Here is a 26,421-nt window from a genome sequence, read left to right on the forward strand (position 1 = left end):
ATACATTTGCAATAACTATCAAATCAGATAGGTTAAAAACATTGAGAAATGAAAACAGAATGCATTGGCGATTTTGTAAAACTGAAAGGGAAAACCTACCCTTGCACGGTAAGCCTAACAATGGATTTGGTTGGCGGAAAATGGAAAGCTGTTATTCTTTATCATTTAAAAGATGAGCCGAAAAGATATAGTGAACTTCGTAAAGAAATGCCGTCTGTTACGGAAATGACTTTAAGTTTACAGTTGAAAAAATTAGAAAAGGACGGTTTAATTTCCCGGAAAGTTAACGGTAGAAAACCGCCAATTAAAGTTGTTTATAGCTTAACTGATTTTGGGAAAAGTTTTGTCCCGATTTTAGAAGCAATAACAGAATGGGGAAATCAAGTTATTAGTGAAAAAGGTGAGTTTGTTACTGTTTAGTTATCTGAATATGTGTCGATAGTAGCCTGACCGCTAACGGTTTGCGCATATGGTTTGTGGCGGGCTGGTTGCAAACGAGCACCAGGTGGGTTTAGATAGAAAATCAAAAAAGTAGCGTTTTTTATATGGTGTTATCAAACATTTATCCTTTTAAAGTTCTAATATACCAGAAATCAATGCCCTATATTCTTGAACATTTTTATCAAATTTCTTCTCTAAATGAAGCCATATTAAAGTTCCTATCGCTGACAATATTCCCCCAAATATGAATATATACATAGTACTACTTGATTTGAAGATTAGCCCTGCTAACAAACCTAATATGAGAATAATATGAAAATAAACTACCAATTTCAATATAGGGTGTTTGGTAAAAGAAATTTCTACATTTGAGCCATTTCCAGGGTTTATTTGAAATATTTTTCCCTTCAAAATAACTTTATTTTCCGCATTGATGGTGTCCCATCCAAATAGAATCCGTTTCCGTATTCTAAATTTCAGGGAATTTTTATTATTTTCATTAAGTGCAAATATGTGAGCACGCCCAAGTGAGGATTTTAATTTCTCGGAAATCTCTTTAGGGTTACTTTTTGCTTGGAAACTCCATGTTTTCATAATTATTATTTTTTTAAATGTTTGACAACGCATAAATATACACAATCAACCATTTCTTTTAATAGAATGCGCAATCCCAGGAATTTTCATAACGGTGTTTTGGTGTATAGGTGATTCTAAATATACAAAATTATCTTATAGTGCTTAAAATGGAATAAGCTGATGCGCTATTTGCATGCTTATGCAAAGTGTTTTTTTATTTTCCTTTTATTTAAAAACCAAATCAGTAATCCAAGGGGAACCGACCAAAACATTGCGCTGAAAATAGCCCCGTAACGGAATATTTCCATTCCGTCTTGTTGCCCTATCGATACCGATATGGCAATCATTAGTCCCCAAATTATCAAAATAAGCAGAACGGATAAAATACTAACCATGTGGTTAGCCCATAATTTATACTTCCGGATAAAAATCCCCCCAATCAGGAAGGCAACTCCTATTAAGAGCATTATTAAGCACAGTTCCATGTAGTGTGAAAATAATAATGATATTGAGCCAGCGTTTTCAGTATTTTGATTATTCAGGTCTTCACCTATTCCCATTACCGCCCAGGTTAAAGCCCCCGTTGCATTGCTGAATATTGTAAACCCTGAAAAAATTGCCACTAAAAGCCCGATAGTTTTAATTGATTTTGGTTTTTGTTCTTCCATTTGGTTTTATTTGATTTTGTAGGGAAGCCTGTAAATTGGGTTATATGATAAGCCGGGGCTTCGATACATTCCGGCTGAGCCGGAACACTCAGCCGCCTTTGCTCAGGCTGTTATAGTTTGCTTTTGTTATGCTGTAAAAACCAAAACGGAGGTGGCTGAATGGCGGCCTTCAGGCCGTTGTATCGAAGCCACCGGGTGAGTGTTCATTTCTCTTTTATAAGCTTAATTATAATACCAATCTGACCCAAGTGATAAATATTATGTTGAAGCATTCCATTAACAGCAAATGAATAGTCATATTCGGCTTTGAAGTCCTGATCGTAATACTTTTCGTTTAAAAAAGAATCGTCTTTTTCCTTTAGCAGAACGATCACTTGGGCGAGACTATCTTGGTATTTTTGCATTATTTCCTTCCAGCCCTGTTTTTTGAGTTTGTCATTGTCAGGCCAATTTTGCTCATCGTCATCCAGGAGTTGCCCCGTTCCATTCCTGATTTTCAGGATTAGATCATCACTCCATGCAGTAAGATGAGCAACTAATTCGGCAACACTATGCAAGGTTAATGATGGTTTTGTGAATGCTTGTTGCTCCGTTATGGAGTTGATTTTCTTTTCAAAATTGTCACCCATCCAGAGTCTTCCATTTTGCAATTCCAGAAGCTGCTGAATTATGTATTCAATGAGTCGCCTGTTCGTATTAACCATTTGCTAGTTTCAGAGAAATTTACTAAATAATTTTACAGTTTTCACATCTTGCAGAAAAAAATGTGGATTTGTTTGGGTTTCTGTGAGGAAGGATGACTACGAGGTTATCCTCGCTTTTTTATGTTTTTAATTATTTTAATGAAGCTTGGAATAACAGATATGACTGCACTTGTCGCTAAAATCAATCCGTATTTAATTTCGTTATATCCTAATCGTCTAATTCCATCATTACAAGCTGTACACTCAATAATTTTCAGATTTGCATCTAATGCGCTAAACCCAATTAAAGCTATACCAAACATTAAAATTAACAAGATGCCATTTCGAAATATTTTTAAAGTTTCCTCTTTTCTATTTGCTATGCTAAAAATCAGAAAAGCAAAGCCAAAACTTGTGAAATAGATAGGGTTTCCAAAAAGGTAGAAATCCTTTCCTACAAATTGAATTCCATTATTTGTTGTCCATTGAAATAAGTCTTGAATGATATAACGGAAAAAGGAATCTGCAAAAATTGCGGTTCCAAATCCGATAACAAAAAATACAATTCCAAATAATATTCTTTTTATCACTTTGTTTTTTTTTAGCTTACACATAATACACAAATATACATAATCCCCTATCTCCGTATTTTTTAAGATCAAACTTTAAAAAACTATGGTAAAGACCTCGGAGAGGACCGAGAGCAGTGAAGTTAAAAGGCCAAAGCGGAGGCGGCTGAGTGACGGCCTTCAGGCCGGTGTATCGAAGCCACCTCCGCTTTGGCCTTTTATTAAATCTGTTCAATCTCCCGGTATATTTCCTGTTTGGAGTTTTCAAATATTTCCCCGCCAAATTCTTCATTGTCCAATGAGATTGTAGTAATATTTTTTATGCCCATGATGCCAAATACAAATTTTAAGTATGTGGTCTGAAAATTCATATGTTCGTTTTTTTCGTTTTCTCCATAGCCCGTATCGCCCCTGCTTGATAATATAAACAGTTTTTTGTCTGTAAGCAGCCCCTCGTAATCCCCGTCGGGTTTGCCTGAACGAAATTTCCAGGTTTCATTGATGCGCATGAGTTGGTCTATATAAGATTTCAGACCGCTTGGTATGGACCAGTTGTACATAGGTGTACCGATGATATATATATTATGCTCCTTGAATTCTTTGATTAATTCGTCACTGAATTTAACTCCCGCCTGATTTTCTGCGGTTCTGTCCTCCGGTTTGACGAAGGCGCTTGCAATCCACTTTTCGTCGATGGGTGGAATATGCTCCCGCCCCACTTCTCGATAAGAAAAATGGTCGTCCGGATTTTTCTTTTTCCAGTTTTCAACAAAAAGTTGCGTTAGTTTTCGGCTGTGTGATCGTTCATCTCTAACACTTGCATTGATGATAAGTACTTTGTTCATCTCCTTTGATTTTGAATTATGGGACAAAGTTCGTTATCGTAAAAACAGGAAAAATTGATCTAGTTCAATACGGTTTGTGTTTTTTGCGAATCCGGCTTAAAAATTCAGCGGAGATCCCGAGGTAAGAGGCAATTAAATATTGCGGAACTTTGTCTGCTATTTTCGGATAGTTTTCCATAAAATCGAAATAACGTTGTTCTGCATCCCATGCGTTGTTAAGAATGATCCTTTTTTGAAGGCTGCCGAGATAATTTTCCAGTATAATTCTGAAGAAACGTTCAAGTTTCGGGATTTGCTCCAACATTTTCTGAAAGGAATCATAACCGATTTGCAGGAGTTCGGTTTTTTCAATGGCCTGAATATTGTAAATTGAAGGGACTTGTTGTTGAAAACTCTTAATATCGGTTGCCCACCATTCGTCTATGCCAAAATAGAGGATTTCTTCTTTGCCGTTTTCGGAATTTATATAAAACGCTTTTAATGCGCCCTGAACAATAAAGTTGTCCGCTCTGCAAATCTCCCCGTTCCTTAAAAGATAATCTCCTTTTTCCAAGGTTTTTTCTGTCCAGAAATTTATAAATAGCTCTTCTTCTTCAGTGTCTAACTTAACGTATTTTGAAACGGATCTGATTAATAGTTCTTTCATTCAAATTGTTACCAATGGTTTTGGTTATTGTAGCTGCATGGGTTGGCACCAACCTATGCAAGTACGGTTTTTACTTCTTCGCTTTTTTGTAAATCAATGAACCTGTCTGAAGGGTGTCATTTGTTATTTCGAAATCCCTTGTCAGGACTCCCAAATTACTAAAGTAACCCTTTTCTTTGTTCTTATAGATCCTGCCATTTAATATGCCCCAGTTAAAAATGTAGTAATTCTCTTTTTTGACAATGGAAATGGCCGGCCAATTTTCGGTATTTTGATATGTGCCCGGTATTTTATTGTTTGTATTGCTTGCGGTTAGGATTTGCTGGTCTCCAGGGTATGGGATTTTATCCTCACTTTCAAAACTTTTGTCAAATTTTGGCTTTTCCTGCTCAAAAATACGGTCTGTAGGTAATGCGTTTACCAGGTTGTAAGCGTAATCTGCCATTAAATGCGGTAATAGATATGCCCTGTTGTCATTCGAAAAAGCAATGATTCCAACTTTTTTCTCCGGCATAAATGACATGTGGAAGCTTATGCCCGCCAAACCTCCGAAACGCGTCAAAATCTTTTCATTCTGATATTCTGCAACGTCCCAGCCTAAACTATAACCCGAACGCTGATACGAGAAATATTCTTTGTCTTGGGATGTGGTGGAGGTATGAAGTGCCGACCAGGAATTTTTATGCAGTAAAATGGTGTCCTCTCTAATGTTTGCGCTTAACCATTTGGAAAGGTCGTTTACGGTTGAAATTATTCCTCCTGCCGCGTGCATGGTGATGTCATTTTTATAAAAGCCTTTTTCAATAATTCCTTTTTCACGGGAAACGGTAAATGACGGACGAATGTCTCTTAGTTTATAGTCGCTGACATTGGCACTTGTATTTTCCATTTTCAGAGGGGTGAAAATATACTCTTTCATTGCTGTTTTCCACGTTTTTCCGGTTACGTTTTCCACAACCATACCGGCAATGATGGGACCGACATTGGAGTACCTGAATTTGCCCGATGGATCAAGAAGAAAATCGGTATTTAAATCGTTGATCAATTCTTCGTTTTTACCACTATATCCCAAAAAAGCTGTTTTCCATGTCATTCTTGTGCTAAATGTTCCGTGCGTGTGGTTTAAAAGGCTTTTAATGGTGATGTCCTTTGTATCTATACTGTCGTTGTAATGCAGTTGCGGGAGGTAATCATGAAGGGATTTGTTTAAATCGAGTACCTTTTTCTGTTCTAATAGTTTGAGTAAGGTTCCCGTAAATGATTTGGTGCCTGATGCGATATAAATGGGGGAATTATTGTCAAGGGATGATTTTTTGCCATGTAAAACCGCCCTGTTAAAGGCAAAGGAATACGCCAATCCGTTCTCATCAACTACAGCAAAAATAAAATCGCCAAATAATTCTTTTTCTTTGAAAATACTTTTTAGCCGGTTTTCAAATGTTGAGGAAAATTGAGGATGGTCTTGCCGGAATTTGTGTATGTTTTGAGATGCAGAATTTTTGTTTGTCTTACAAGAAAATAAAATGAGCAAAAAAAGTATTAAAAATTGTGGCCTGGTCACTTGATTCATAGTGTCTATTGTTTTATAGTTTTATATAGCTAAGACCGTCAAATTTTTAATTGGTTACAGTTTTTGCCTTTAATTGCGTATAATGCGCAATCCCCTATAACAATATCCGAAAGAAGTGCGGTGTGGAGTCGGAAATTTACCTGTCAAATGTTAAACTTTATATTTATCAGGTATCAAGGTGTAACAATAGCCACTATTCTTTGTCTCTATAAAGATAAAGAATAGAATTGCTATGAAATGCCCGTAACCGATTTTTCGGATACCTCCTGAAAGCTTTCGGGACGATATGATAATAAGGGCGTTCCATCTGACCATAAAAAAAACACATATTAACAGATGAAATTTTACCTGTTTTTCTTCTTTGCATTACCCGCCTTTTACGCCCATGCCCAAACCACCATACACGGTAAAATTGTAGATAAGCAAACGGACTCTCCCGTTATCTATGCCAATGTATCGGTTTTTTCCGCAGCGGATAAAGACAGTGTGTTACTGGGCGCCATAAGTGACGAGAAGGGCGCCTTTACCATTAAACAGGTTCCTGTAGGCAGTTATACGCTAAAAGTAAATTTTATGGGGTATATAGAAGTAAATCAACCCCTGGAAGTTAGCAGGAACACCCTGGATGCAGGCACTATTTTCCTGGAAGAACAGGTAGAAAACCTGGAGGAAGTGGTGGTGAAATCGTCCAAACCGGCGGTGCAGTACAAGGTAGACCGGCAAATTATCAATGCTGCGGCCTTCCCTGCTGCCAACGTAGCCATAGACCTGCTGGAAAACGTCCCCTCGGTAAGTGTAGACGTGGAAGGTAATATCAAATACCGGGGCGATGGTACTTTCCGGGTTTTTATTAACGGCCACCCGGTGGCCAACGGTGTGGAAAAGCTAAGGCAGATCCCCTCTTCGCAGATAGAGCGTATTGAGATCATTACCAATCCGCCCGCACAATACGCTTCGGAAGGAACGGCGGGGATCATACAGGTAATCCTGAAAAAAAACCGTATGCAGGGCTATGCCATCAATACCAATGTATATGCCAATAGCCGGGGCAGTATACAAGGCTACTTTTCCATAGATAAAAAAGGCGAAAAAAGCGGGTGGTATGTAAACACCAACGGGGGGCATAATGTGTGGTCTAATTACGACCTTACGCAGGTGCAAACCGTGATCAGCGATGGGGTGTCTTACCAGACTCGTGTAGCGCAGAATTTTAAGAACGGTAACGACCGTATGTACTTGGAGGCCGGGTTTAACTACGACATCTCGGAAAAGGACTATATAGATGTAGCCGTACATGTAAACCCGTTCAAAATGCGGAATTTCCGGAATACCCGCGGTGATGTCCGCTCAGGTACCCTGACGGAATCCGGCACGCTGGAAAATGAAACACTGTACCACCTCCGGTCTGCACGCTTCGAAAAATTCCACTATGTTGGCGGTACGGTAAACTATGAGCATTACTTTAACAAGGACAAGTCGCATAAATTAAGTACCTATGCCAATGTTTCCTATTACCTGTCGCCTTATGCAGAGCGCCAGACCGACCGGAAAATATATGCAGACAGTATTTCCAGTATAGGGTATGACGGTTTTGAGAACAAAGAACTTGTGCTGGACAGCAAGCTGAACTATACCCTGCCCCTCTCCGAAAAAAGTTCGCTGGAAACGGGTGCGGAAATAGAGGTACACCAGATACCGCTGCTGGGTGGTGAAAACGGCTATTTCGAAGCCGGTGGAAAGATCATCCCCTATTCCGGTCAGCGTTCGGAACAGGTCATTGATTTCCGGAGGAACGTTTATTCCGGTTACGCCACCTTTAAAAGCGGGATCGGCTCCTGGGAATACCAGCTGGGCCTGCGGGTAGAAAACACTTACACCAAAGCCGATTATAACTACCGGAACGAAGACGGGGCTGCCGTATACATACCCGGTGATGATAATTTTACCCAATTGTTCCCCAGCGCCCACCTGTTATACAACTTCTCGGAGCAGACCCAGTTTGTGGCCAACTATTCGCGCCGGATAGACCGCCCGGGTTACTGGCAGATCACCCCCTACCAACGCTATGAGAGCGTTACTTCTTACTTTGAAGGCAACGCCGGGATAAAGCCTTCTTATATTAATGCCTACGAACTGGGGTTCAAACAAAATTGGAGTAACAAGAACTACCTGAGCATACAGCTTTTTCACCGCGCTATCTCTAATGTGCTGAATAACATCAGTACGTCTGGCGATGAGGGCATACTCATTTCCTCCCCGGAAAACATAGGGACATCCTATAGTACGGGTATGGAGATTATGGGGAACTATAAGCCCGGGGACTGGTGGGAAACCAATATGAGTATTTCCCTGTTCGATTATAAACTGCACGTAACTTATGCCAACCGGGATGAGGAGCGGAAACAATTCAACTACGAGTTTAAATGGAACAACACCTTTACCCTCCCCTCTGACTTTATCCTGAAATATAATATGAATTATAACAGCCCTTCGCAGGAAGCCCAGGGTAACCGCGAAGGGTACCTGAATACCTCGGCCTCCTTACAAAAATCATTTGCAGACGACCGCTGGACCTTTACCCTCGGGGCCTATAATCTTTTGGGTACGGCCAAATACGAATACAACCGCCAGGGCGAAGATTTCTCGAACAACCTGTCTTATGACTACGATACTTTTGCCTTCCTTAAAGTAGCATTTAAACTGGACAGGCAAAAATAGATACCGGAAAAAGCATATTCCGGTCCTCCCCTTTTTATCCATACCAGTCAGAGCAAAGCAGAAACGAACACCGGTTGACAACATGCATCCCAGGTATGTGTGTCTACCAGCCCGGAATAAAACTTTTGTATATTTGGAGAACGGTATCTTTTAAGAAGGCAATCTAACAATACCATGATCAAAGAAATCCGGGCATACCACGATGTACAAACAGCAGGCGACAGGGAAATCTGTGATCTTTTATATGAAGAGATCAGCCGCCACCTTCCGGAAGCGGAAAATAAAATATGGCACGGGCATCCCGTGTGGTTTTTGGAGGGTAACCCTGTTGCAGGATACAGCAAATTAAAAGGGTGTATACGCCTGTTCTTCTGGAGCGGGGCCAGCTTCGATGAAGAACAACTGAAACCGGGTACAGGAAAATTTAAAGATGCCTCCATCCGCTATACCGATGTTAGCCAGGTAAACCGCGATGACCTGAAACGATGGCTTGAAAAAGCCCGGGACATACAATGGGACTATAAAAACATCATAAAACGAAAAGGCGAATTGAAAAGGCTGAAATGAACCTGAAGAATGATTCCCAAAGTTTGTAATTCGTGGTAAAGGAACATTACAAATCTCGGCGGTAAACAGGCACTCGTTGCAAACAAGCGGTAGGTTATGTCATTGAATAAAATTGTCAGACACTAAAAACATGAAACAACTTTTTCACATAGTTCTCATTTGTATAACACTAACTGCCTGTAAACAGGTTAAAAAACAACAAGCGGATCAATTGAATTGTCAAAACTCTTTTACCGCAGAACAAATGAATGTATCGTTATGCTTGCCTACCGATAATTTTAATATTGAGAAGAGTAAAAATAACCTGGTCCTGAGTCCAAAAGAAAATGACTCAACTACCTTATCTGGAGTAATTTTTATGATAAAAACGGACGATTTCGGAAAAAAATTAAGTCCTGCCTGGTATCGAGATGAGCAACTAAAAGAATATCAGGCACACTCTGAAATTGATATAGAAGTGTTGAACAAAGGAGACCAGATTATTGACGGAAAAGAATTTGCAGACCTGGAAATAATAATAGGATTACCGGACAAAAAAGTGTATTCCCGAACATTGTTCTATTTTGAAGGAACTGTTGGATATCTTTTAGATGCAAGCAGGTCAACGCATAAAATAAACGATGATATCAAATCTGATATTTTATCTTTCTTCAGTACTTTCAAGATTGACGGACCTCCTAACTTCTAAAAGCTATTTATTACAATATCTTTCTCTAATATACTAATACGAGTACACCCCTATACGTTAATCCAGGTTCCGTATTCCGGGGTCTTTTATTGTTTTGGGCCTTGAAAATTATTGGATACCTTTGGCAAGGAAGATCAATACACAAGTTGTCCCATACATAAAAAGAGCAGGGTAAAACAACAGAATGTCAAGTTATAAAAATCAGATTATCGGAATGGAAACAGAAAAATGGATTGAAAAAGGCTTAGATCTCATTATAGAATATACGCCCAGGATACTTCTTGCTATTTTAATATGGTTTATAGGCCTTTGGGTATTCCGACGCATTGTCAAATATGCCCGGAAGATCATGAAAAAACGGAAATATGACCTTGGCCTGCAAGGTTTCCTCGCCACCATACTGGATTGGGGACTGAAAATACTCCTGATTATTATAATTATGGGGACACTTGGCATTCAGACCATGTCCTTTGCCGCTGTTATCGCTTCTGCCGGTCTGGCCATAGGGCTCGCCCTCCAGGGATCGCTGGCCAATTTTGCCGGAGGCGTACTGATTATGATCTTCAAACCTTTTAAAGTAGGTGATTTTATAGAAGCACAGGGTATATCGGGTACTGTAAAAGAAATAGGCATTGTCAACACTTCCCTTAACACTTTCGGAAATCAGCTGGCCATTATTCCCAATGGAAAACTTTCTAACGAAAACATTATAAATTATAGTGCGGAAAGCATCAGAAGGGAAAATATCATTGCCGGTATAGGTTATGACTCCAATATTAAAAAGGCCAAAGACATCCTTCTCGATATTGTAAACTCCAAAGACACTGTTCTCCGCGACCCCGCGCCGATGGTCATTGTCAATGAGCTGGCCGATAGTTCCATCAATCTATCGTTAAGGTACTGGGCCAGAAACGAAGATTTCTGGGATTGCCGCTGGTATGTGCTGGAAGAAATAAAATACCGCTTCGACGCCGAAGGTATCGAAATTCCATATCCGCACCAGGTGGAAATACAAAAAGAGGTGTAATTTACCCATTTGTTTACCGGATTGCAGTTAATGCTGACCGATACCTGTAACCAAACCCTTTTAAAATCCCGGAAATCCGGGATTTTTCATATGGATATATTGTGCGTAATTTTGTACAGTACAAATTCAAAAAAACAGATAATGATAAACCTATTACGTCTTGGCACTACAAGTGCATTATTAGTCATGATGTCGCTTACTGCCGGAGCGCAGATCAAGCTGAACAAAAAAGCGCTCGAATCGGGCTCTAAAGTGGTTAAAGCCGCTACCATAAGTGATGATGAAATTATTGCCTACACCAAAGAATACATCCAGTGGATGGACGAGAACAATCCCGTAGCCCCGGAAACGGATGCATTGGCACAACGCCTGCAAAAGTTAACTGCCGGGCTAAACAATTACGACGGACTGGACCTGAACTTTAAGGTATACCTGGTGCAGGACGTCAACGCTTTTGCCTGTGCCGACGGTAGCGTACGGGTTTGCGCGGGTTTGATGGATATTATGTCGGACGAGGAAGTGTTAGGCGTTATAGGTCATGAAATAGGCCATGTAAAAAATACCGATTCCAAAGATGCCTTTAAAACGGCCCTGCTGACTTCCGCACTGAAAGACGGTGTGGCATCCCAGGGCGGGGCGGCAGCTACTTTAAGCGATTCTCAACTGGGAAGCCTCGGCGAAGCAGTGGCCAATTCCGCTTTTTCCAGGAAACAGGAGAGCAAAGCAGACGACTACGGCTATACGTTTTTAAAAGATAATGAAGTAAACCCCTGGCACATGGCTATGGCATTTGAAAAGCTACTCGCAGATTCCGGGGAAGCCGACGGAAGCGAAAAGAAAAAAGGATCGCAGTTGTTCTCTTCTCATCCCGATACTGAGAAGCGGATAAAGGCAACAGCACAAAAAGCGGAAAAGGATGGATTTAAACGTCCGGAATAATATTTTTAACAACATTGGATATAAATATCAGACAAAAGCCCTTTAAACACAGGGCTTTTGTTGTATAATAAAAAAATTTCTTTTTTTTAAACTATCTTTAGCAATAAGAAAAGCCTCTGAAAGTTATGAAACAATTTTTTGCCCTCTCTGTGCTTTGCATCTCCTTGTTTAGTTGTCAATATTCGGAAAAGAAGACAACCTATGAAAAAAACATTCAGGGCGACTGGGTTACGGATTTTGTTAAAAATGACGCGAACAAACCGTTTTATATCTTTTCTTTTCAGGATACGCTTTGCTCCTACCTCTACCCTTCGGGTGCATATTCCGCGTTTACTACCCACTCCGACACCCTGATTATTACCGAAAGAATGCAACGAAGAGGGGATAACATACTGGGCGGTGAAGAAGAATATCATTTCAGGATACTGGAGCTGAACGACAGCAACCTTACCCTCACCCCCATTACGGAAAAGGCGTTGGAGCTGATAGGGGCCACCGGGAAGAGCACGGATACCATACGCCTGAAAAAAATACCCGCCAAAAACGATACGGATGTTAAACGAATAGGCTTTTACAGCGGTCCGTGTTTTGGAGTTTGTCCTTCTATGTACCTGGAAATAGACAATGCGGGAAATATACTGTTCAACGGACTGCGGTATACCGAAAAAGAAGGATTGTTTGCCGGAAAGATCCCAAGGTCGGAATTAAAACAGATTCTACGGGAAGTCCGCAATGTAGACCTCGACAATCTCAAAAAAGAATATACCGCCAGGTGGACCGATGACCAGGCCTGCAGAATAAAGATCGAGACCGCTAAAAAAACATACGAAACCAGCGTTTATGGCTTTGACAAAGAACCCGTAGCGCTCCGGATATTGTTCCATAAACTTATGGAAACATATAAAACAGCCCGGTTAAAACAAGATTCCACGATCCTGAAAAAATTTGCTTTCCCGGAATTTCAGCAAAGTGGTTTTCCAACACCTCCTGCGAGGAATAGTGAATAACTATTGAAAACAATCCTGAATTAGTGTTAACTTAAGATAACCTGCTTGAAAAAAACACTCATCACCATACTTGTCTTACTTGTCCTTGCCATCGGGGCTTATTTTGTTTTAAACACCATTGCCCACCGTAAAATAGAACAGTTTTTGAATGAGCAGGTAGACCAGGGAAATCTGCAATACAAAAACTTCAGCCTGTCACTGCTACGGGGAAACGTAACCCTCAATCAAATAAGTTATCAAAAAGGTCACCAGGCGGTAGATGCCGGCCAGGTCCGGTTAAAAGGTTTCAGTTACTGGCGCTACCTTGTTCATAATGAGATTTACGTCCGGCAACTTTTGGTGGACCGTCCTAACGTTAGCATAAGCAAAAGGCCCGATACTGAAAAGGAACAGGAAAAAACATCTTTAGATAAGGAAATAAAAGTAAAACGACTCACCGTAGAAAAAGGAAGTATCACCTATGCGAAAGATACTTCGCAGATTCTTAAAGTGTCCGAATACGACCTGGAAATACACAATATAACAGTGAACCGGGAAACATTGCAAAAAAAGATCCCGGCTACCTATACGGAATTTTCCCTGGAGCTTTCGGATTTGTGGTATGATTTAAACGAATTGCAGGAATTAAAAGCCGGGCGCATGCAGATTACGGACAACACAATGGAAATAAACACAATCGAATTACTGCCTAAATACACCCGGAAAAACTATGTACAGGTTATTCCGTATGAAAAAGACCTGATGAGCCTGAAACTGGACTCCCTGTCCGTTCCGCAATACCAATTGCAATTAAACCGGGACCTGCCTTTATTTGAAGCCCCCGAAATAGTGCTGCGGGGTATTGATTTTGACATCTACAGGGATAAAACCGTTACCGATGATCTTAGAGAAAAACCGCTTTACAGTAAAATGCTCCGCGATTTGAACATAGATCTGGATATAGACAGCATATTACTTAAAAATGCAAATATCAATTACCAGGAGCTCATAAAAAAAGATCGCGATCCGGGAGAAGTTTATTTCAGCCAATTAAATGCTTCCATAAAAAACGTTACCAACATAAACCCGGACCGTAAAGATTTTCCGGTTACGCAAATTGATATTGAATCCCGGTTCATGGGAAAATCTCCCCTGTCTGTACATTGGGAATTCCGGGTTAATGATCCTGAAGATGTTTTCCGTATCAGTGGTAAAGGCTTCGACATTTCGCAACAGTCTATCAATTCCTTTTTCATTCCCGCTTTTAATGTAAAGACCGAAGGAACTGTTGACGAAGTCTATTTCAATTATGAAGGAAACAATAATGTGGCTAACGGAGATTTTCAAATAGACCATGAAAATTTTACGGTGGAAGTGCTCAAAAAAGACGGGAAGGAAAAAAGCGGCTTTCTAAGCTGGGTGGCCAATATATTTGTCAAAAAAGGAGATAAAGGAGAACAGGTTGCCGAACATGTTAAAGAAGTGGAAAGAGATAAAACCAAATCGTTCTGGAATTATTTCTGGTCGTGCATAGAAGCCGGACTTGCTAAAACTATACTTTAGCCTTTTGGAAAAAAACAGTCTCTTATTACAGGCAAGCACAGGTATTCATAAGAAAGCCTGTGCTTGTCGCAATACCGTAGAAACGGATATGTCTGAAAAAAAATTATTTTAAAATTGCTTCGATCTCTTCCAGTTCGGCAGTTGTAAAATTCAGGTTGTCCAATGCGGCAACATTGTCTCTCAATTGCTCCGCCTTACTCACACCGATCAACACGCTGGTTACACGTTTATCTTTCAATAACCAGGCAATGGCCATCTGTGCCAGGGACTGGTTGCGTTTTCCGGCAATAGCATTCAGCCTGGTAACTTTGGCTACAACCTCGTCCGTAATCTGGCTGGCCTGTAAATACCTGCCATCCTTTCCGGCACGGGAATCTGCCGGAACACCTTTTAAATATTTGTCGGTCAATACCCCTTGTGCCAAAGGAGAAAAGACAATAGAGCCTACACCTGTTTCCTCTAAAGTATCCAGCAACCCGTCTTTTTCCACCCATCGGTCCAGCATACTGTATCTCGGCTGATGAATCAGGAAGGGGGTTCCCATCTCTTTCAGTATCCTGGCAGCCCTGGCCGTATCTTCCGCGTTGTATTGGGAAACTCCCACATACAGCGCTTTCCCCTGCCGTACCAATTGGTCCAAAGCCCCCATCGTTTCTTCAAGAGGCGTTTCGGGATCGGGGCGATGGTGATAGAAAATATCCACGTAATCCAGTCCCATTCTTTTTAAACTCTGGTCGCAGCTGGCTATCAGGTATTTCCTGGAACCGAAATTGCCATAAGGCCCGGGCCACATGTCCCAACCTGCTTTACTGGAAATTAAAAGTTCATCTCTGTAAGTCGCAAAATCCTTTTTAAAAATACGCCCGAAGTTTTCCTCGGCAGAACCATAGGGCGGGCCATAGTTGTTGGCCAGGTCAAAATGGCAAATCCCCAGGTCGAAGGCTGTTCTTAACATGGTCCTTGCTTTGGTAAAATCGTTGGCATCCCCGAAGTTATGCCATAATCCCAGGGAAAGTAACGGCAATTGAATACCACTCCGTCCGCACCTGCGGTATGGCATGGTATCGTAACGTTTTTCACTGGCCATATATGCTGGCAAAGGATTACTGTCGTTTATATGCATAGTATATAATTAAGATTTAATAGTCGATTATTACAGCGGAAATCAGTCAATTGTATTACAGATAGCTGTTCCGCATTTGCTTAAAAAAAATGTTTGTCACCGATACGCTGAAACGGCCCGTAAGAAAGGTAATTACCCTAATACCGAATCGTGCACCACTACCTTTTCCCAAAAGTGGCTGTATTTTTCGATGGCATCCATATGTATGGGATGCACGCCGTAAACTTCCAGTTCCTCCAGGGTGTCAAACTGTATCATCAGGTTATACGTAAAACTGTTATCAACTACATCACGAGGTTTGCTGTCGGCAGGTTTGCCGTAATAAAACTTGCGAACACCCGGTATGGTACGCAGCATTTCAAAAAAACCTGTAAACTCCTCTACCTGTTTTTCCGTAAGGTCTTTTTTTAACCAGAACAGCACATAATGATTCACTACTTTATCGGAAGCCTTTTCCCTTGTTACTGAAGTTGCAAGAGCCGGGACTACGGCACCCACAGCTATGGTGGTAGTCGCTGTTTTAACAAAGTTTCTTCTTTTCATATGGTTGGGTTTATGTAATTTTATGGAAACTTCTTTCCGATTATAATCGGTATGAAGATCGTAAAATTGTTTTAAAAACCCCAGTTTTCCAAATAAAAGATGAATATACAGGCCTATTTGAACCGGATCGGTTGTTCTACTGTTTCAAAACCGGATCTCCCCGCGTTACGGCATCTGCAGAAACAGCACCTGCTTCACATACCTTTTGAAAACCTCGACATCCATTACGGCGTTCCGATCCGGCTGGATACGGAAAATATTTTTCAAAAAGTTGTCTATCATAAGCGAGGTGGTTTCTGCTACGAACTCAACGAACTGTTCCTTCAATTACTTCGTACTTCCGGTTTTACTGTCCGGAGAATATCCGCACGGGTTTATGACAACAAAAAAGAGCAGTTCGGGCCGGAATACGATCATCTCGCCGTGATCGTACTCGTAGATGGGACGGAATACCTGGCAGATGTAGGCTTCGGGGAATTTGCTTTTGCACCGTTAGAAATGGAACCAGGTGTTGCGCAACAGGATGTAAGAGGCACTTTTGTTATTAAGCCGGTTCATAAAGATGAGCTCGTTGTCAATATAAAAGACAGTTCCGGAGACGAAGTGCCAAAATACATCTTTCAAAATATTGCCCGTGAATACAGCGAGTTCTCCGGAATGTGCCGGTATCATCAGACCAATAGCGAATCGCCCTTTACCCGTAACAAACTGATATCCATTCCTACCGAAAACGGCAGGATAACCCTTACTGATAACAAACTGACGACCAAAGAACACGGTAATACCAACGAGGTCCGTATTACCGACGAATCCGGATTCAATCAAAAGTTAAAGGAACTTTTCGGAATTGTGATAACATAAAAAACTTCCCCTGGTACTCTGAGAACCTACAGTTCTTTCAAAAACCTGTCGAGGGCCTCCTGGTGCTCTTTCCTCAGTTCGCTGTCCGTTATCTCCTTATCTTCCGCGGAAAAGTTCCTGCCGAAAGAAGGCAGCGAGAATGTAGCCACAATTTCCGCTCCGAACCTCGGTATCGTATCCTGTATCTTTGTCAGGGAATGCTGTCCTCCCGCCTTTCCCGGTGATGTACTCATCAAAAGTACTTTTTTACCGTCCATAAAGTTACGGTCCAGCCTGGAAAGCCAGTCGATAAGGTTCTTAAAATAGGCCGACGGGTTGCCATTATGCTCATTGACGGAAATAATAAGCCCTGCCGATTTTTTTATATCCTTGCTCAGTTCTACCAACGAATTGGAAAAACCCTTTTCGCGTTCCAGGTCTTCACTGTACATCGGAAAAGGGCAATTAGCCATATTCAGTTGCTGTACCGGGGTGGTCTTTATTTTAGAAACCGTGTATTTCACCAGTTCGAAATTTATGGATGTGGAAGAATTGCTTCCGGCAAAAGCCAGGATCGATGCCATAGATGTATTGTTTTAATATGGGTTCTGTCCGTTAAATGTGCTAAAGATTTCTCAGAAAAGAAAATCTTGATGTAATAAAACCCAAAAAAGTTATTTTTATTATGAGGATGTCGTTCAGGCCGTGGTAAGTGAAAGCAACAGGAACAAGTATAACAGGTCTTCCTTGTTCACCCGCGACCTCAAAAAAGCATAAGCCCTTTTTATCTGGGTTTTTACCGTATTTACAGAGATGTTGTATGATTCTGCAATTTCCGTATAGGTAAGACCATACATCACGGAAGATATGAAAATTTCCCTCCGGCTTCGGGGAAGCTGGTTCAGTACTTCCAACACCTTATTATAACTGCCCGGTTTATCTCTGGGGTCCTTTACCTCCTCTTCCTCCGTATTCAGATTCTGAAGGAACAAATACTCTTTCTTCTGTTTTTTCAACGATATCAAACTCAGGTTCTTTACTGCCCGGGCTGCATAGGCCTGGAAAGAAACGTTTATGGATATAGTATCTTTCTTTTGCCAGTAAAAAACAAAAAAGTCCTGCACAATATCTCTCGCCGCGTCTTTATCTTTTAGAATTCCGAAAGAGACCAGACACAACAAATCATAGTTTTCTTTAAAAAGTTGTTCTACTTCAACGGCATTGATGTCAGACTTTGCTTTCATAGAGCTTCGTAGACAATTTTAAGTGAGGAATTTTAGCGAAAATTAACAAATTCAAACCTAACTCAAAAAAATTATCACTTAAAAAACACTATATGAGAAAAAATTACAAAAAAAGTATTTTTTTGTCACCCTGTTTAACAAATTCTATAACATATTACCAGAAACAATGTTTGTAATGTCGAAAAAAGAACGGATTAGCGTAATTCTGAAAAAACTAAAAGTTTCCGGTAAGATTGATACAGAAGCCCTGAAAGACTTAACCGATGAAGAAAAAGATTTGATCCGGACTCTCTACAGAGAAAAGCTTACGGACGAGTCACTGGACTTCCTGGAAGAATTAAATGCGGACCGGGATTGGGAAAAGGTAAAAGCCAGGCTGGACATTAAAAAACCCCGAGTAATTCCGCTGTGGAAAAACATACTGAAATATGCCGCTGTATTTACAGGTGCGATTTCCCTCATCTATCTCTTCCAGGTAGTGTCGACTTCTCCCGGCGGACCCGGTATCGCCGAAGACACAATTCGATTAAAGACAGGAGACAACGGGATAAAGATCATTGATCAGGCAGGGAACCAGCAGATCGTCTCTGCTTCGGGCGAAGTGATTGCGGAACAGCAGGGTAATAAAATCCGGTATAAAACGGATTTGCAGACGGATAAACTCGTTTTCCATGAACTGCAGATTCCATATGGAAAGATCTTTGAAATAGAATTGTCGGACGGCACATCAATCCACCTCAATTCGGGGACCCGAATAAAATACCCGGTTAAATTCATAAATAGCCGTAAAAGAGAAGTTTATATCGACGGAGAAGCCTACCTAAAGGTGGCTAAAGATAAAAAACATCCCTTCCTCGTCCATGCCGATGCGGTTACTGTAGAGGTATTGGGCACGGAATTCAACATATCTTCCTACCGGGAAGATACCGAAATAAAAACGGTATTGATAGAAGGGTCGGTTGCCATGAGCAATTCATATGATGCAAACGATAATATTGTTCTGAAACCGGGTACCAAAGGAGCATGGAACAGGGCTTCACGTACGACAAGAACGGAAGATGTGAATATAGAACTCTATACCAGCTGGACCAAAGGCGAACTCGTATTCCGGGATACACCATTTGACGAGGCCCTGATAAAACTGGAACGCAAATACAATGTTACTATTAAAAACCATAATACGCGGCTACGGAATAAAAAACTGAATGCCAGGTTTAGTGTTGAAGTGGAAAGTATAGAAGACGTATTAAAATCAATAGCAGAGCTATTCCCTTATAAATACGAGATAAAAGACCGTCAAATAATCATCAACTAACTAACTCCTAAAAATAATTGCCTATGACATAGACCTTTTTCATGGTAAGAATTCACAAAAAATCGGGGAATGTTGGCGCCTTCCCCGATAGACTTAATAGTGAATTTAAATATCGTATTCATTAACTATTTAAATCGATGCAAAATTATGAAAAAAAAATTAACCAGAAACTTCTCATTCTGGAGATTTCCCATATTTGGGTGGAAGATAAAACCTAAGGCTATCCTGCTTTTAGTCTCGTTCTTTGTATTTCAGGCAAATGCCCTGGAGACAGACGATAAACTATCTCTTAACCTGGAAGATGTAACCGTTAAAGAAGTATTCGGTCGGATAGAGGCCCTTACGGAATACCGGTTTTTATACGAAAGTAATGTAACATCTCTTAACCGAAAAATAACTTTAAAAATTCGACAAAAAGAAATTTCGGACGTCCTGAACATCATTTTCAGGAATACGGATGTGGATTACAAGATCAAAGGACGACAGATCATCCTCAGCAAACAACACAAACCAAAGTTTTCCGCAGACCAACCTTTTACTGTTAAAGAAAAGCCCGGTATGCAAACGATGATAACCGGGGTAGTTACCGATGCCCAGGGGCAACCTTTACCCGGGGCAAATGTGCTGGAAAAGGGAAGTTCCAATGGTACTCAAACGGATTTCGACGGTAATTTTTCCCTGGAAGTAAATGGCGATGCTGTTTTAGTAGTGTCCTATATAGGATTTAAGACACAGGAAATTCCGGTTAATAATCAAACCTCCGTTACGGTTACCCTTACCGAAGATTCTGCCAAACTCGATGAAGTTGTGGTTACCGCCATGGGGATCTCCAGAGAAAAGAAATCCCTTGGTTATGCCACGCAGGAAGTAGACGGAGACGATGTGAATAAGGTGCCGTCGGACAACGTGGTGAATTCCCTATCCGGTAAAGTAGCCGGGGTACAGGTCCGTAATAATACAAATATGGGCGGATCGAGTAATGTGGTTATCCGCGGAAGCACTTCACTCACGGGAGACAACCAGGCACTGTTTGTCGTGGATGGCGTGCCTATCAATAACTCTAACTTCAACTCTTCCGATCAGCAAACGGGTGCGGGAGGATTCGACTACGGTAACCTGGCGTCTGATATCAACCCTAATGACATCGAATCCATAAACATCCTCAAAGGTGCTGCAGCCACTGCCCTGTATGGTTCCAGGGCCACTAACGGAGCGGTGATAATCACTACAAAATCCGGTAGCGGAGCTAACAAAAAACCGACGGTTACTATTAATTCCAGTGTAACCGCAGGATGGATCGATAAATCCACATGGCCCGAATTCCAGTATAAATACGGTACGGGATACGGCCCGCTATACGGCCCTGACGGAGATAGCTTTTTTCAGGAAAGTGATGTAAACGGAGATGGGATCCCTGACCTGGTTACGCCAGCTACGGCTTACGGTTCGTACGGAGCTCCTTTTGATCCAAACCTGTTGGTCTATCAATGGGATTCTTTCTACCCGGAATCTCCCAATTATATGCAACCCACACCCTGGGAAGCTCCGAAAGATAAACTCGTTACTTTCTTCGAAACCCCAATAACCACCACCAATAGTATTTCTTTTGCCGGGAACAGTGACAAAGCAACCTACAGGTTATCCTATACCAATTTTTACCAGGAAGGCATTATGCCCAACAGCGACCTCACCAGGAATAACATATCCGTAAACACTTCTTTCGATATTTCGGAAAAACTCAGTGTGTCGGGAAGTGCCAATTACATCAAAACGGATGCTCTCGGTCGGAACCGTACCGGTAATGAAACCGGAGCCAATGCAGGTAATGTGGTGGCCTCCATGCGAAAGTACTGGGCCATGAATGTAGGGATCAAGGAATTAAAAGACGCTTACTTTAAAACCGGAAGGAACATTGACCCTTTTATGGGAGGAACGATAGATAACCCTTACTGGGTAGTCTATGAAAACTTCGAGAACGATACCAGGAGCCGTATTTTCGGCAATACCTCTATCAAATACAAATTTACGGACTGGCTGAACATTGAAGGAAAAGTATCTCTGGACACCTATTCTTTTTTACAGGAAGAAAGAGTTAATGAAGGTACCGCCGGAGCCGTAGGAATGTATTCAAGGAAGAACATCAATTACAGCGAGATGAACTACGACCTCATGCTGAACTATAACAAGTACGTTTCCGAAAAACTCAATGTCAGTGGGGTCCTGGGGATAAATATCCGTCGGAACGATTTCAGTTCCATAAGTGCCGTTACCAACGGAGGGTTGGTCATACCCGGTGTATTTTCCCTTACCAATTCCGTCAACGTACCGGAAGCCCCGGAAGAAGTAAAGGAAAAAATAGGAGTGGACGGGTTTTACGGCCTATTATCTCTCGGTTACAATAACCTGTTATACCTGGATCTCACAGGAAGGTTTGATCATTCCTCTACCCTTCCGCCCGAAAACAGCACCTACTTCTATCCTTCCGTTTCTACCAGTTTTATCTTCTCTAATCTCATAGAAAGTGAAGTTCTTTCTTTCGGAAAACTACGGCTTAATTATGCCGAAGTGGGAAGTTCGGCTCCGGCAAACAGCCTTAGAGATGTACTGAATAAGCCCACCCCGTTCGGTTCAGTGCCGCTGTATGGTACAAATCCTACCAAAAATAATGAGAACCTTTTGCCGGAAAAGACCGTAAGTGTGGAGGGTGGTGTGGAAGTACGCTTTCTGGACAGCAGGATACGCCTTGACCTGTCTGCATACAAAACCAATTCCAAAGACCAGATCATGCCGGTTGCCATATCTACGACAACAGGGTATTCTTCCAAATTCGTGAATGCGGGGGAGATTGAAAACAAAGGAGTTGAGATCGCTTTATCCGGAACAGTAATTTCCACAGAAGATTTTTCCTGGGATATCAATTTGAACTGGGCCAAGAACAAAAGCAAAGTACTTGCCCTGTTCGAAGGTGGGAGCAACCTGCAACTGGGAAGCGTTTCCGGTGTAACCATCAATGCTACCGTGGGAGAACCATACGGCACCATTCAGGGTACGGATTTTATTTATCTCGACGGAAAAAGAGTGATCAACCAGGAAACCGGGGAATTTGAACGGACAACAACTTCCAACAATGTTATCGGAAATATTACCCCGGACTGGAACGGGGGGATTTCCAATAGCCTGCGTTACAAAAACTTCAACCTCAGCTTTCTGATCGATATGCAAAAAGGCGGTGACGTATTTTCCCAGGATATAGCTACAGGTAACCGTTCCGGATTATACAGCTATTCGGCCGGGTTGAACGATCTGGGCAATCCGGTGCGTAATTCACTGGTCGACGGCGGGGGGATCATTCTCAAAGGAGTTGCTCCCGACGGCAGTGTCAATACCGTGCGTACGGCTATGAGTACTTACCAGAATGCTACCGGAAGTATCAAGGCACCCAATGCCTATTACATTTACGATGCATCTTATATTAAATTAAGAGAAGTAGCACTTACCTATACTCTGCCGAAATCCGGCTTCCTGGAGAAAATACATATAGAGTCCATGAGAGTAGGGATCGTAGGATCTAATTTATGGATCATTCACAAAAATCTGCCTTTCTCCGATCCGGAAGCCAACCTGAGTTCCGGTAACCTGCAAGGGTTCCAGAACGGGGTCCTGCCATCCACACGGAATATGGGGGTAAATGTGCAACTTCAATTCTAACTTTAAACTAAACTATTATGAAAAACTTTTTTATCCTGTTTTCCATATTCATAATACTGTTTTCATGTTCCGGAGATTTGGAAAAATTGAATGTGGATAAAAAAAATGTTTCCGATGCTCCCGCCGATACGTTCTTCAACCTGGCCATAAAAAACATGTCCGATCTGCTCAGCGGTATTACATATGGTGCCAACGGTAACCCATTCAACACAACCAGGATACTGGTACAGCAAATATCTTCGGTAACTTATAACGAAGGAGCAACCTATTATTCCAATTTCACCTGGAATAATGTATATATGGGGGTCCTTATCAACCTGGAAAAAAGCTCCGGTATTATAGAAAGCAATCCGGAGGTAAGCGGTGTTGAAAACGGGCCGGTAGAACAGAACATGCTGGCCACCCTGGAAATAATGAAAGTATTTACCTATGCCAAACTCGTAGAGTCCTTCGGTAATATTCCATATACGGAAGCCCTGGACGTAGACAATATTTCTCCGCAATACGATGATGCCAAAATCATTTATGAAGACCTGATCGGCAGATTGAGGACAGCTATCGGCAATATTGATGAATCCCAGGCGTGCTGGGACAATGATATTCTCTATGATGGTGATATTTCCGCCTGGAAAAAACTCGGCAGTTCACTCCTGCTTCAGATGGGCATGCGTATCGCCGATTCAGACCCTGCACTCGCAAACGAAGTGATCGCCGAAGCACTTCCCGGTATTTTTACCTCCAATGCAGACATCGCACAAGTAGAGCACCAATCCGCTCCTCCAAACACTAATGAGCTTTGGACTGACCTTGCCGTGGGAAACCGTCGCGATTTTGTCGGGGCAAAACCTTTTGTTGACCTGATGAATGACCTGGACGATCCCAGAAGGAGTGTCTTTTTCCAGGATGTAGATGGCGAATTTGTAGGTTCTCCCCCTGGACTGGTGGTGTCTTATGAATCCTATTCCCGTTTCGGAGTATTGTTTTACCAGCCGACTACCCCGGTAATATTTATGGATTACGCCACTGTGGAATTTCTACTTGCCGAAGCTGCAGAACGAAACATCGCCGGAGTTTCCGATGCCGAAATGCATTACAATAAAGCCATAAAGGCCTCTTTTGAATATTATGAAGCTGCAGGAGCAGATGATTATCTCCTGCTACCGGAAGTAGCCTACACTACTGCCACCGGAAACTGGAAACAAAAGATAGGAGAGCAGAAATGGATAGCACTTTTCAACCAGGGACTGGAAGCCTGGACCGAATACCGGCGCCTGGATTACCCGGAACTTTCTGCACCGCCGGAATCTTATGTTGATATAGTTCCGGTAAGACTTATTTACCCTATTTCAGAGCAAACACTAAACCGTCCTAATTACGAAAGTGCCGCATCAGATATAGGAGGTGATCTCTTGACTACCAAACTTTTCTGGGACGTCAATTAGTTTTACATTTTCTGTAATACGCACATAATTTATTGAACATGCCAGGCACCATTAGTTGTTTACTGGCAGCCCGGAGGGTGGGCGGTAAATGCATAATAGTGCTATTTATTCCCTCCCTCACAAACGGGGCAGTAAGAATATTAATCTTTAATTAAATACATAACCATGAATAGGATTTACACATTTATCATCGTTGCGATCTTTGCTGTTGTGCCTCTTTGTGCACAGCAACTCAATACCAGTATGGATACTACGGTTACCACCACCGGACAGGTAACCATAAAAGGCACGCCGGTAAAGTATAAGGCCATAACCGGTAAATATCCCATATGGGATGATAAGGGAGATATTATTGCAGGGCTCCATTTCACCTACTACGAGCGCTCCGACGTGAAAGACCGGTCCCAAAGGCCACTTTTTATTTCCTTCAACGGAGGTCCTGGCACGGGTTCGGTATGGATGCATATGGCTTATACCGGCCCCAAGACACTCAATATAGATAGTGAGGGCTTTCCATTACAACCCTACACCATAAAAGACAACCCCAATTCCATTATCGATGTGGCTGACATTGTTTATATCAATCCGGTAAACACAGGGTATTCCAGGGCAGTCTCCACCATGAGTAAAGAAGAAATGCAAAAGGCATTTTTCGGAGTAAAACAGGATATCGAGTACCTCGCTACATGGATCAATACCTTTGTCACCCGCCAGAACCGTTGGGAATCTCCTAAATACCTTATCGGGGAGAGTTACGGCACACCACGGGTATCCGGACTATCCCTCGAATTGCAAAACAAGCATTGGATGTACCTCAACGGAGTAGTTCTCGTATCGCCCACTACCCTCGGGATGGAAAGGGGAATGGCAGTGGATGCTGCCAACATACTGCCTTACTATAGCGCGGCAGCCTGGTTTCATAAAAAACTACCCGCAGATTTGCAATCCAAAGACCTGACCGATGTACTCCCCGAGGTAGAAAAATTTACCATTGACGAACTGGTCCCGGCTATAGCCAAAGGCGGATTTTTACCGGATGCCGAAAAGAAAAAGATAGCAGCCCGTATCTCGCGGTACTCGGGCTTGTCTGAAAAAGTCATCCTTCAACATAACCTCCGGGTTCCGAAAACCTTCTTCTGGAAGGAACTGCTTCGCGATGAAGGTTATACTATAGGCCGACTGGACTCCAGGTATCTCGGTATCGATGCCATGGATGCCGGGGAGCGGCCGGATTATGCCGCGGAACTCACTACCTGGCTGCACGAATTCACCCCGGCCATTAACTACTATATGAAAAACCACCTGAAATACGAGACTGACCTCAAATACTACATGTTCGGACCTGTACGCCCATGGGATAGAAGCAATAACACCACCGGACTTGACCTTCGCCAGGCTATGGCACAAAATCCTTATTTACACGTCATGGTACAATCCGGATACTACGACGGTGCCTGCGATTATTTTAACGCCCAGTACAACATGTGGCAAATGGACCCAAGCGGAAAGCTGAAGGACAGGATGAGCTGGAAAGGATATCGCAGCGGACACATGATGTATCTCCGAAGTGAAGACGTAGTTACGGCCAATGATGACCTGCGCGAGTTTGTAAAAAACACCTTGCCGGCCGAAGACGAGCCCGCACAATACACCAGAAAATAAATTTATATACAATGGAATTATTTTTTAGTTAATGAGTTACTGGGTATTTAGGCAACAC

The 26,421-nt window shown here is 42.0% G+C and carries 24 protein-coding genes; 13 read left to right on the forward strand and 11 right to left on the reverse strand.

Features of this window, described 5'->3' with window-relative positions:
• Window positions 1-48 precede the first annotated feature (48 nt).
• Entirely contained in the window at window positions 49-420 is a 372-nt protein-coding gene (locus tag ACVBDY_RS17620) for a winged helix-turn-helix transcriptional regulator (protein WP_447176773.1), read from the forward strand.
• Between the two features lie 150 nt (window positions 421-570).
• Here the strand turns inward: ACVBDY_RS17620 and ACVBDY_RS17625 are convergent, their stop codons facing one another.
• The 7 genes from ACVBDY_RS17625 to ACVBDY_RS17655 form a co-directional block, all read right to left on the reverse strand.
• Complete coding sequence (locus ACVBDY_RS17625) at window positions 571-1,035, reverse strand: DUF423 domain-containing protein (RefSeq protein ID WP_447176774.1); 465 nt, start codon at window positions 1,033-1,035, stop codon at window positions 571-573.
• A gap of 179 nt (window positions 1,036-1,214) precedes the next feature.
• Window positions 1,215-1,685 (reverse strand): hypothetical protein, encoded by a 471-nt coding sequence (locus ACVBDY_RS17630; protein ID WP_447176775.1) that lies wholly within the window; start codon window positions 1,683-1,685, stop codon window positions 1,215-1,217.
• A gap of 203 nt (window positions 1,686-1,888) precedes the next feature.
• On the reverse strand, window positions 1,889-2,314 hold the full coding sequence (locus ACVBDY_RS17635; protein WP_447176776.1) for a DinB family protein: 426 nt from the start codon (window positions 2,312-2,314) through the stop codon (window positions 1,889-1,891).
• Window positions 2,315-2,493: 179 nt separating this feature from the next.
• Window positions 2,494-2,958 carry a hypothetical protein gene (locus tag ACVBDY_RS17640; RefSeq protein ID WP_447176777.1) on the reverse strand — a complete coding sequence of 155 codons (465 nt, stop codon included), beginning with the start codon at window positions 2,956-2,958 and terminating at the stop codon, window positions 2,494-2,496.
• A gap of 200 nt (window positions 2,959-3,158) precedes the next feature.
• Window positions 3,159-3,782, reverse strand: a complete 624-nt coding sequence (locus ACVBDY_RS17645; protein WP_447176778.1) for an FMN-dependent NADH-azoreductase — start codon at window positions 3,780-3,782, stop codon at window positions 3,159-3,161.
• A gap of 64 nt (window positions 3,783-3,846) precedes the next feature.
• Window positions 3,847-4,428 (reverse strand): Crp/Fnr family transcriptional regulator, encoded by a 582-nt coding sequence (locus tag ACVBDY_RS17650; RefSeq protein ID WP_447176779.1) that lies wholly within the window; start codon window positions 4,426-4,428, stop codon window positions 3,847-3,849.
• A gap of 70 nt (window positions 4,429-4,498) precedes the next feature.
• Entirely contained in the window at window positions 4,499-5,998 is a 1,500-nt protein-coding gene (locus tag ACVBDY_RS17655) for a serine hydrolase domain-containing protein (RefSeq protein WP_447176780.1), read from the reverse strand.
• 336 nt (window positions 5,999-6,334) lie between these two features.
• Between ACVBDY_RS17655 and ACVBDY_RS17660 the strand changes: the two genes are divergently transcribed.
• From ACVBDY_RS17660 to ACVBDY_RS17690, 7 genes are all read left to right on the forward strand, one after another.
• Complete coding sequence (locus tag ACVBDY_RS17660) at window positions 6,335-8,716, forward strand: TonB-dependent receptor (protein ID WP_447176781.1); 2,382 nt, start codon at window positions 6,335-6,337, stop codon at window positions 8,714-8,716.
• Window positions 8,717-8,890: 174 nt separating this feature from the next.
• Window positions 8,891-9,283 (forward strand): DUF1801 domain-containing protein, encoded by a 393-nt coding sequence (locus tag ACVBDY_RS17665; protein ID WP_447176782.1) that lies wholly within the window; start codon window positions 8,891-8,893, stop codon window positions 9,281-9,283.
• A gap of 130 nt (window positions 9,284-9,413) precedes the next feature.
• Window positions 9,414-9,971 (forward strand): hypothetical protein, encoded by a 558-nt coding sequence (locus ACVBDY_RS17670; RefSeq protein ID WP_447176783.1) that lies wholly within the window; start codon window positions 9,414-9,416, stop codon window positions 9,969-9,971.
• A 214-nt stretch (window positions 9,972-10,185) separates the two neighbouring features.
• Window positions 10,186-10,998, forward strand: a complete 813-nt coding sequence (locus ACVBDY_RS17675; protein ID WP_447176784.1) for a mechanosensitive ion channel family protein — start codon at window positions 10,186-10,188, stop codon at window positions 10,996-10,998.
• 141 nt (window positions 10,999-11,139) lie between these two features.
• Complete coding sequence (locus tag ACVBDY_RS17680) at window positions 11,140-11,937, forward strand: M48 family metallopeptidase (RefSeq protein WP_447176785.1); 798 nt, start codon at window positions 11,140-11,142, stop codon at window positions 11,935-11,937.
• 125 nt (window positions 11,938-12,062) lie between these two features.
• A complete protein-coding gene (locus ACVBDY_RS17685) occupies window positions 12,063-12,944 on the forward strand; it encodes a DUF6438 domain-containing protein (protein WP_447176786.1) in 882 nt (293 codons plus the stop codon).
• 45 nt (window positions 12,945-12,989) lie between these two features.
• Window positions 12,990-14,486, forward strand: a complete 1,497-nt coding sequence (locus ACVBDY_RS17690; RefSeq protein WP_447176787.1) for a hypothetical protein — start codon at window positions 12,990-12,992, stop codon at window positions 14,484-14,486.
• A 103-nt stretch (window positions 14,487-14,589) separates the two neighbouring features.
• Here the strand turns inward: ACVBDY_RS17690 and mgrA are convergent, their stop codons facing one another.
• Window positions 14,590-15,609 carry an L-glyceraldehyde 3-phosphate reductase gene (mgrA, locus tag ACVBDY_RS17695; protein WP_447176788.1) on the reverse strand — a complete coding sequence of 340 codons (1,020 nt, stop codon included), beginning with the start codon at window positions 15,607-15,609 and terminating at the stop codon, window positions 14,590-14,592.
• 132 nt (window positions 15,610-15,741) lie between these two features.
• Window positions 15,742-16,152 carry a Dabb family protein gene (locus tag ACVBDY_RS17700; RefSeq protein WP_447176789.1) on the reverse strand — a complete coding sequence of 137 codons (411 nt, stop codon included), beginning with the start codon at window positions 16,150-16,152 and terminating at the stop codon, window positions 15,742-15,744.
• A gap of 99 nt (window positions 16,153-16,251) precedes the next feature.
• Between ACVBDY_RS17700 and ACVBDY_RS17705 the strand changes: the two genes are divergently transcribed.
• Window positions 16,252-17,013, forward strand: coding sequence for an arylamine N-acetyltransferase family protein (locus ACVBDY_RS17705; RefSeq protein ID WP_447176790.1), 762 nt, complete (start codon window positions 16,252-16,254; stop codon window positions 17,011-17,013).
• A gap of 26 nt (window positions 17,014-17,039) precedes the next feature.
• Here ACVBDY_RS17705 and ACVBDY_RS17710 read toward each other — a convergent pair whose 3' ends face one another.
• Both ACVBDY_RS17710 and ACVBDY_RS17715 read right to left on the reverse strand, forming a co-directional pair.
• Window positions 17,040-17,576: an NADPH-dependent FMN reductase gene (locus tag ACVBDY_RS17710; RefSeq protein ID WP_447176791.1), complete on the reverse strand. Its 537-nt coding sequence runs from the start codon at window positions 17,574-17,576 to the stop codon at window positions 17,040-17,042.
• A gap of 114 nt (window positions 17,577-17,690) precedes the next feature.
• A complete protein-coding gene (locus tag ACVBDY_RS17715) occupies window positions 17,691-18,236 on the reverse strand; it encodes a sigma-70 family RNA polymerase sigma factor (RefSeq protein ID WP_447176792.1) in 546 nt (181 codons plus the stop codon).
• 175 nt (window positions 18,237-18,411) lie between these two features.
• Between ACVBDY_RS17715 and ACVBDY_RS17720 the strand changes: the two genes are divergently transcribed.
• From ACVBDY_RS17720 to ACVBDY_RS17735, 4 genes are all read left to right on the forward strand, one after another.
• The gene (locus tag ACVBDY_RS17720) at window positions 18,412-19,551 is read left to right on the forward strand and encodes a FecR family protein (protein ID WP_447176793.1); all 1,140 of its coding nucleotides are present in this window, start codon (window positions 18,412-18,414) and stop codon (window positions 19,549-19,551) included.
• A gap of 147 nt (window positions 19,552-19,698) precedes the next feature.
• The gene (locus ACVBDY_RS17725; protein ID WP_447176794.1) at window positions 19,699-23,259 is read left to right on the forward strand and encodes a SusC/RagA family TonB-linked outer membrane protein; all 3,561 of its coding nucleotides are present in this window, start codon (window positions 19,699-19,701) and stop codon (window positions 23,257-23,259) included.
• Between the two features lie 17 nt (window positions 23,260-23,276).
• The gene (locus ACVBDY_RS17730; RefSeq protein ID WP_447176795.1) at window positions 23,277-24,701 is read left to right on the forward strand and encodes a SusD/RagB family nutrient-binding outer membrane lipoprotein; all 1,425 of its coding nucleotides are present in this window, start codon (window positions 23,277-23,279) and stop codon (window positions 24,699-24,701) included.
• Window positions 24,702-24,866: 165 nt separating this feature from the next.
• Entirely contained in the window at window positions 24,867-26,363 is a 1,497-nt protein-coding gene (locus ACVBDY_RS17735; RefSeq protein ID WP_447176796.1) for a S10 family peptidase, read from the forward strand.
• The last annotated feature ends 58 nt before the right edge of the window (window positions 26,364-26,421 follow it).

The sequence above is a fragment of the Sinomicrobium halophytocola genome, from assembly GCF_052983395.1.

Excerpts from the sequence above, each read along its gene's own strand:
- ACVBDY_RS17620 (WP_447176773.1), top strand. The coding sequence starts at position 49 with ATGAAAACAGAATGCATTGGCGATTTTGTAAAACTGAAAGGGAAAACC.
- ACVBDY_RS17625 (WP_447176774.1), bottom strand. The coding sequence starts at position 1,035 with ATGAAAACATGGAGTTTCCAAGCAAAAAGTAACCCTAAAGAGATTTCC.
- ACVBDY_RS17630 (WP_447176775.1), bottom strand. The coding sequence starts at position 1,685 with ATGGAAGAACAAAAACCAAAATCAATTAAAACTATCGGGCTTTTAGTG.
- ACVBDY_RS17635 (WP_447176776.1), bottom strand. The coding sequence starts at position 2,314 with ATGGGTGACAATTTTGAAAAGAAAATCAACTCCATAACGGAGCAACAA.
- ACVBDY_RS17645 (WP_447176778.1), bottom strand. The coding sequence starts at position 3,782 with ATGAACAAAGTACTTATCATCAATGCAAGTGTTAGAGATGAACGATCA.
- ACVBDY_RS17650 (WP_447176779.1), bottom strand. The coding sequence starts at position 4,428 with ATGAAAGAACTATTAATCAGATCCGTTTCAAAATACGTTAAGTTAGAC.
- ACVBDY_RS17655 (WP_447176780.1), bottom strand. The coding sequence starts at position 5,998 with ATGAATCAAGTGACCAGGCCACAATTTTTAATACTTTTTTTGCTCATT.
- ACVBDY_RS17660 (WP_447176781.1), top strand. The coding sequence starts at position 6,335 with ATGAAATTTTACCTGTTTTTCTTCTTTGCATTACCCGCCTTTTACGCC.
- ACVBDY_RS17665 (WP_447176782.1), top strand. The coding sequence starts at position 8,891 with ATGATCAAAGAAATCCGGGCATACCACGATGTACAAACAGCAGGCGAC.
- ACVBDY_RS17670 (WP_447176783.1), top strand. The coding sequence starts at position 9,414 with ATGAAACAACTTTTTCACATAGTTCTCATTTGTATAACACTAACTGCC.
- ACVBDY_RS17675 (WP_447176784.1), top strand. The coding sequence starts at position 10,186 with ATGGAAACAGAAAAATGGATTGAAAAAGGCTTAGATCTCATTATAGAA.
- ACVBDY_RS17680 (WP_447176785.1), top strand. The coding sequence starts at position 11,140 with ATGATAAACCTATTACGTCTTGGCACTACAAGTGCATTATTAGTCATG.
- ACVBDY_RS17685 (WP_447176786.1), top strand. The coding sequence starts at position 12,063 with ATGAAACAATTTTTTGCCCTCTCTGTGCTTTGCATCTCCTTGTTTAGT.
- mgrA (WP_447176788.1), bottom strand. The coding sequence starts at position 15,609 with ATGCATATAAACGACAGTAATCCTTTGCCAGCATATATGGCCAGTGAA.
- ACVBDY_RS17700 (WP_447176789.1), bottom strand. The coding sequence starts at position 16,152 with ATGAAAAGAAGAAACTTTGTTAAAACAGCGACTACCACCATAGCTGTG.
- ACVBDY_RS17705 (WP_447176790.1), top strand. The coding sequence starts at position 16,252 with ATGAATATACAGGCCTATTTGAACCGGATCGGTTGTTCTACTGTTTCA.
- ACVBDY_RS17710 (WP_447176791.1), bottom strand. The coding sequence starts at position 17,576 with ATGGCATCGATCCTGGCTTTTGCCGGAAGCAATTCTTCCACATCCATA.
- ACVBDY_RS17715 (WP_447176792.1), bottom strand. The coding sequence starts at position 18,236 with ATGAAAGCAAAGTCTGACATCAATGCCGTTGAAGTAGAACAACTTTTT.
- ACVBDY_RS17720 (WP_447176793.1), top strand. The coding sequence starts at position 18,412 with ATGTCGAAAAAAGAACGGATTAGCGTAATTCTGAAAAAACTAAAAGTT.
- ACVBDY_RS17725 (WP_447176794.1), top strand. The coding sequence starts at position 19,699 with ATGAAAAAAAAATTAACCAGAAACTTCTCATTCTGGAGATTTCCCATA.
- ACVBDY_RS17730 (WP_447176795.1), top strand. The coding sequence starts at position 23,277 with ATGAAAAACTTTTTTATCCTGTTTTCCATATTCATAATACTGTTTTCA.
- ACVBDY_RS17735 (WP_447176796.1), top strand. The coding sequence starts at position 24,867 with ATGAATAGGATTTACACATTTATCATCGTTGCGATCTTTGCTGTTGTG.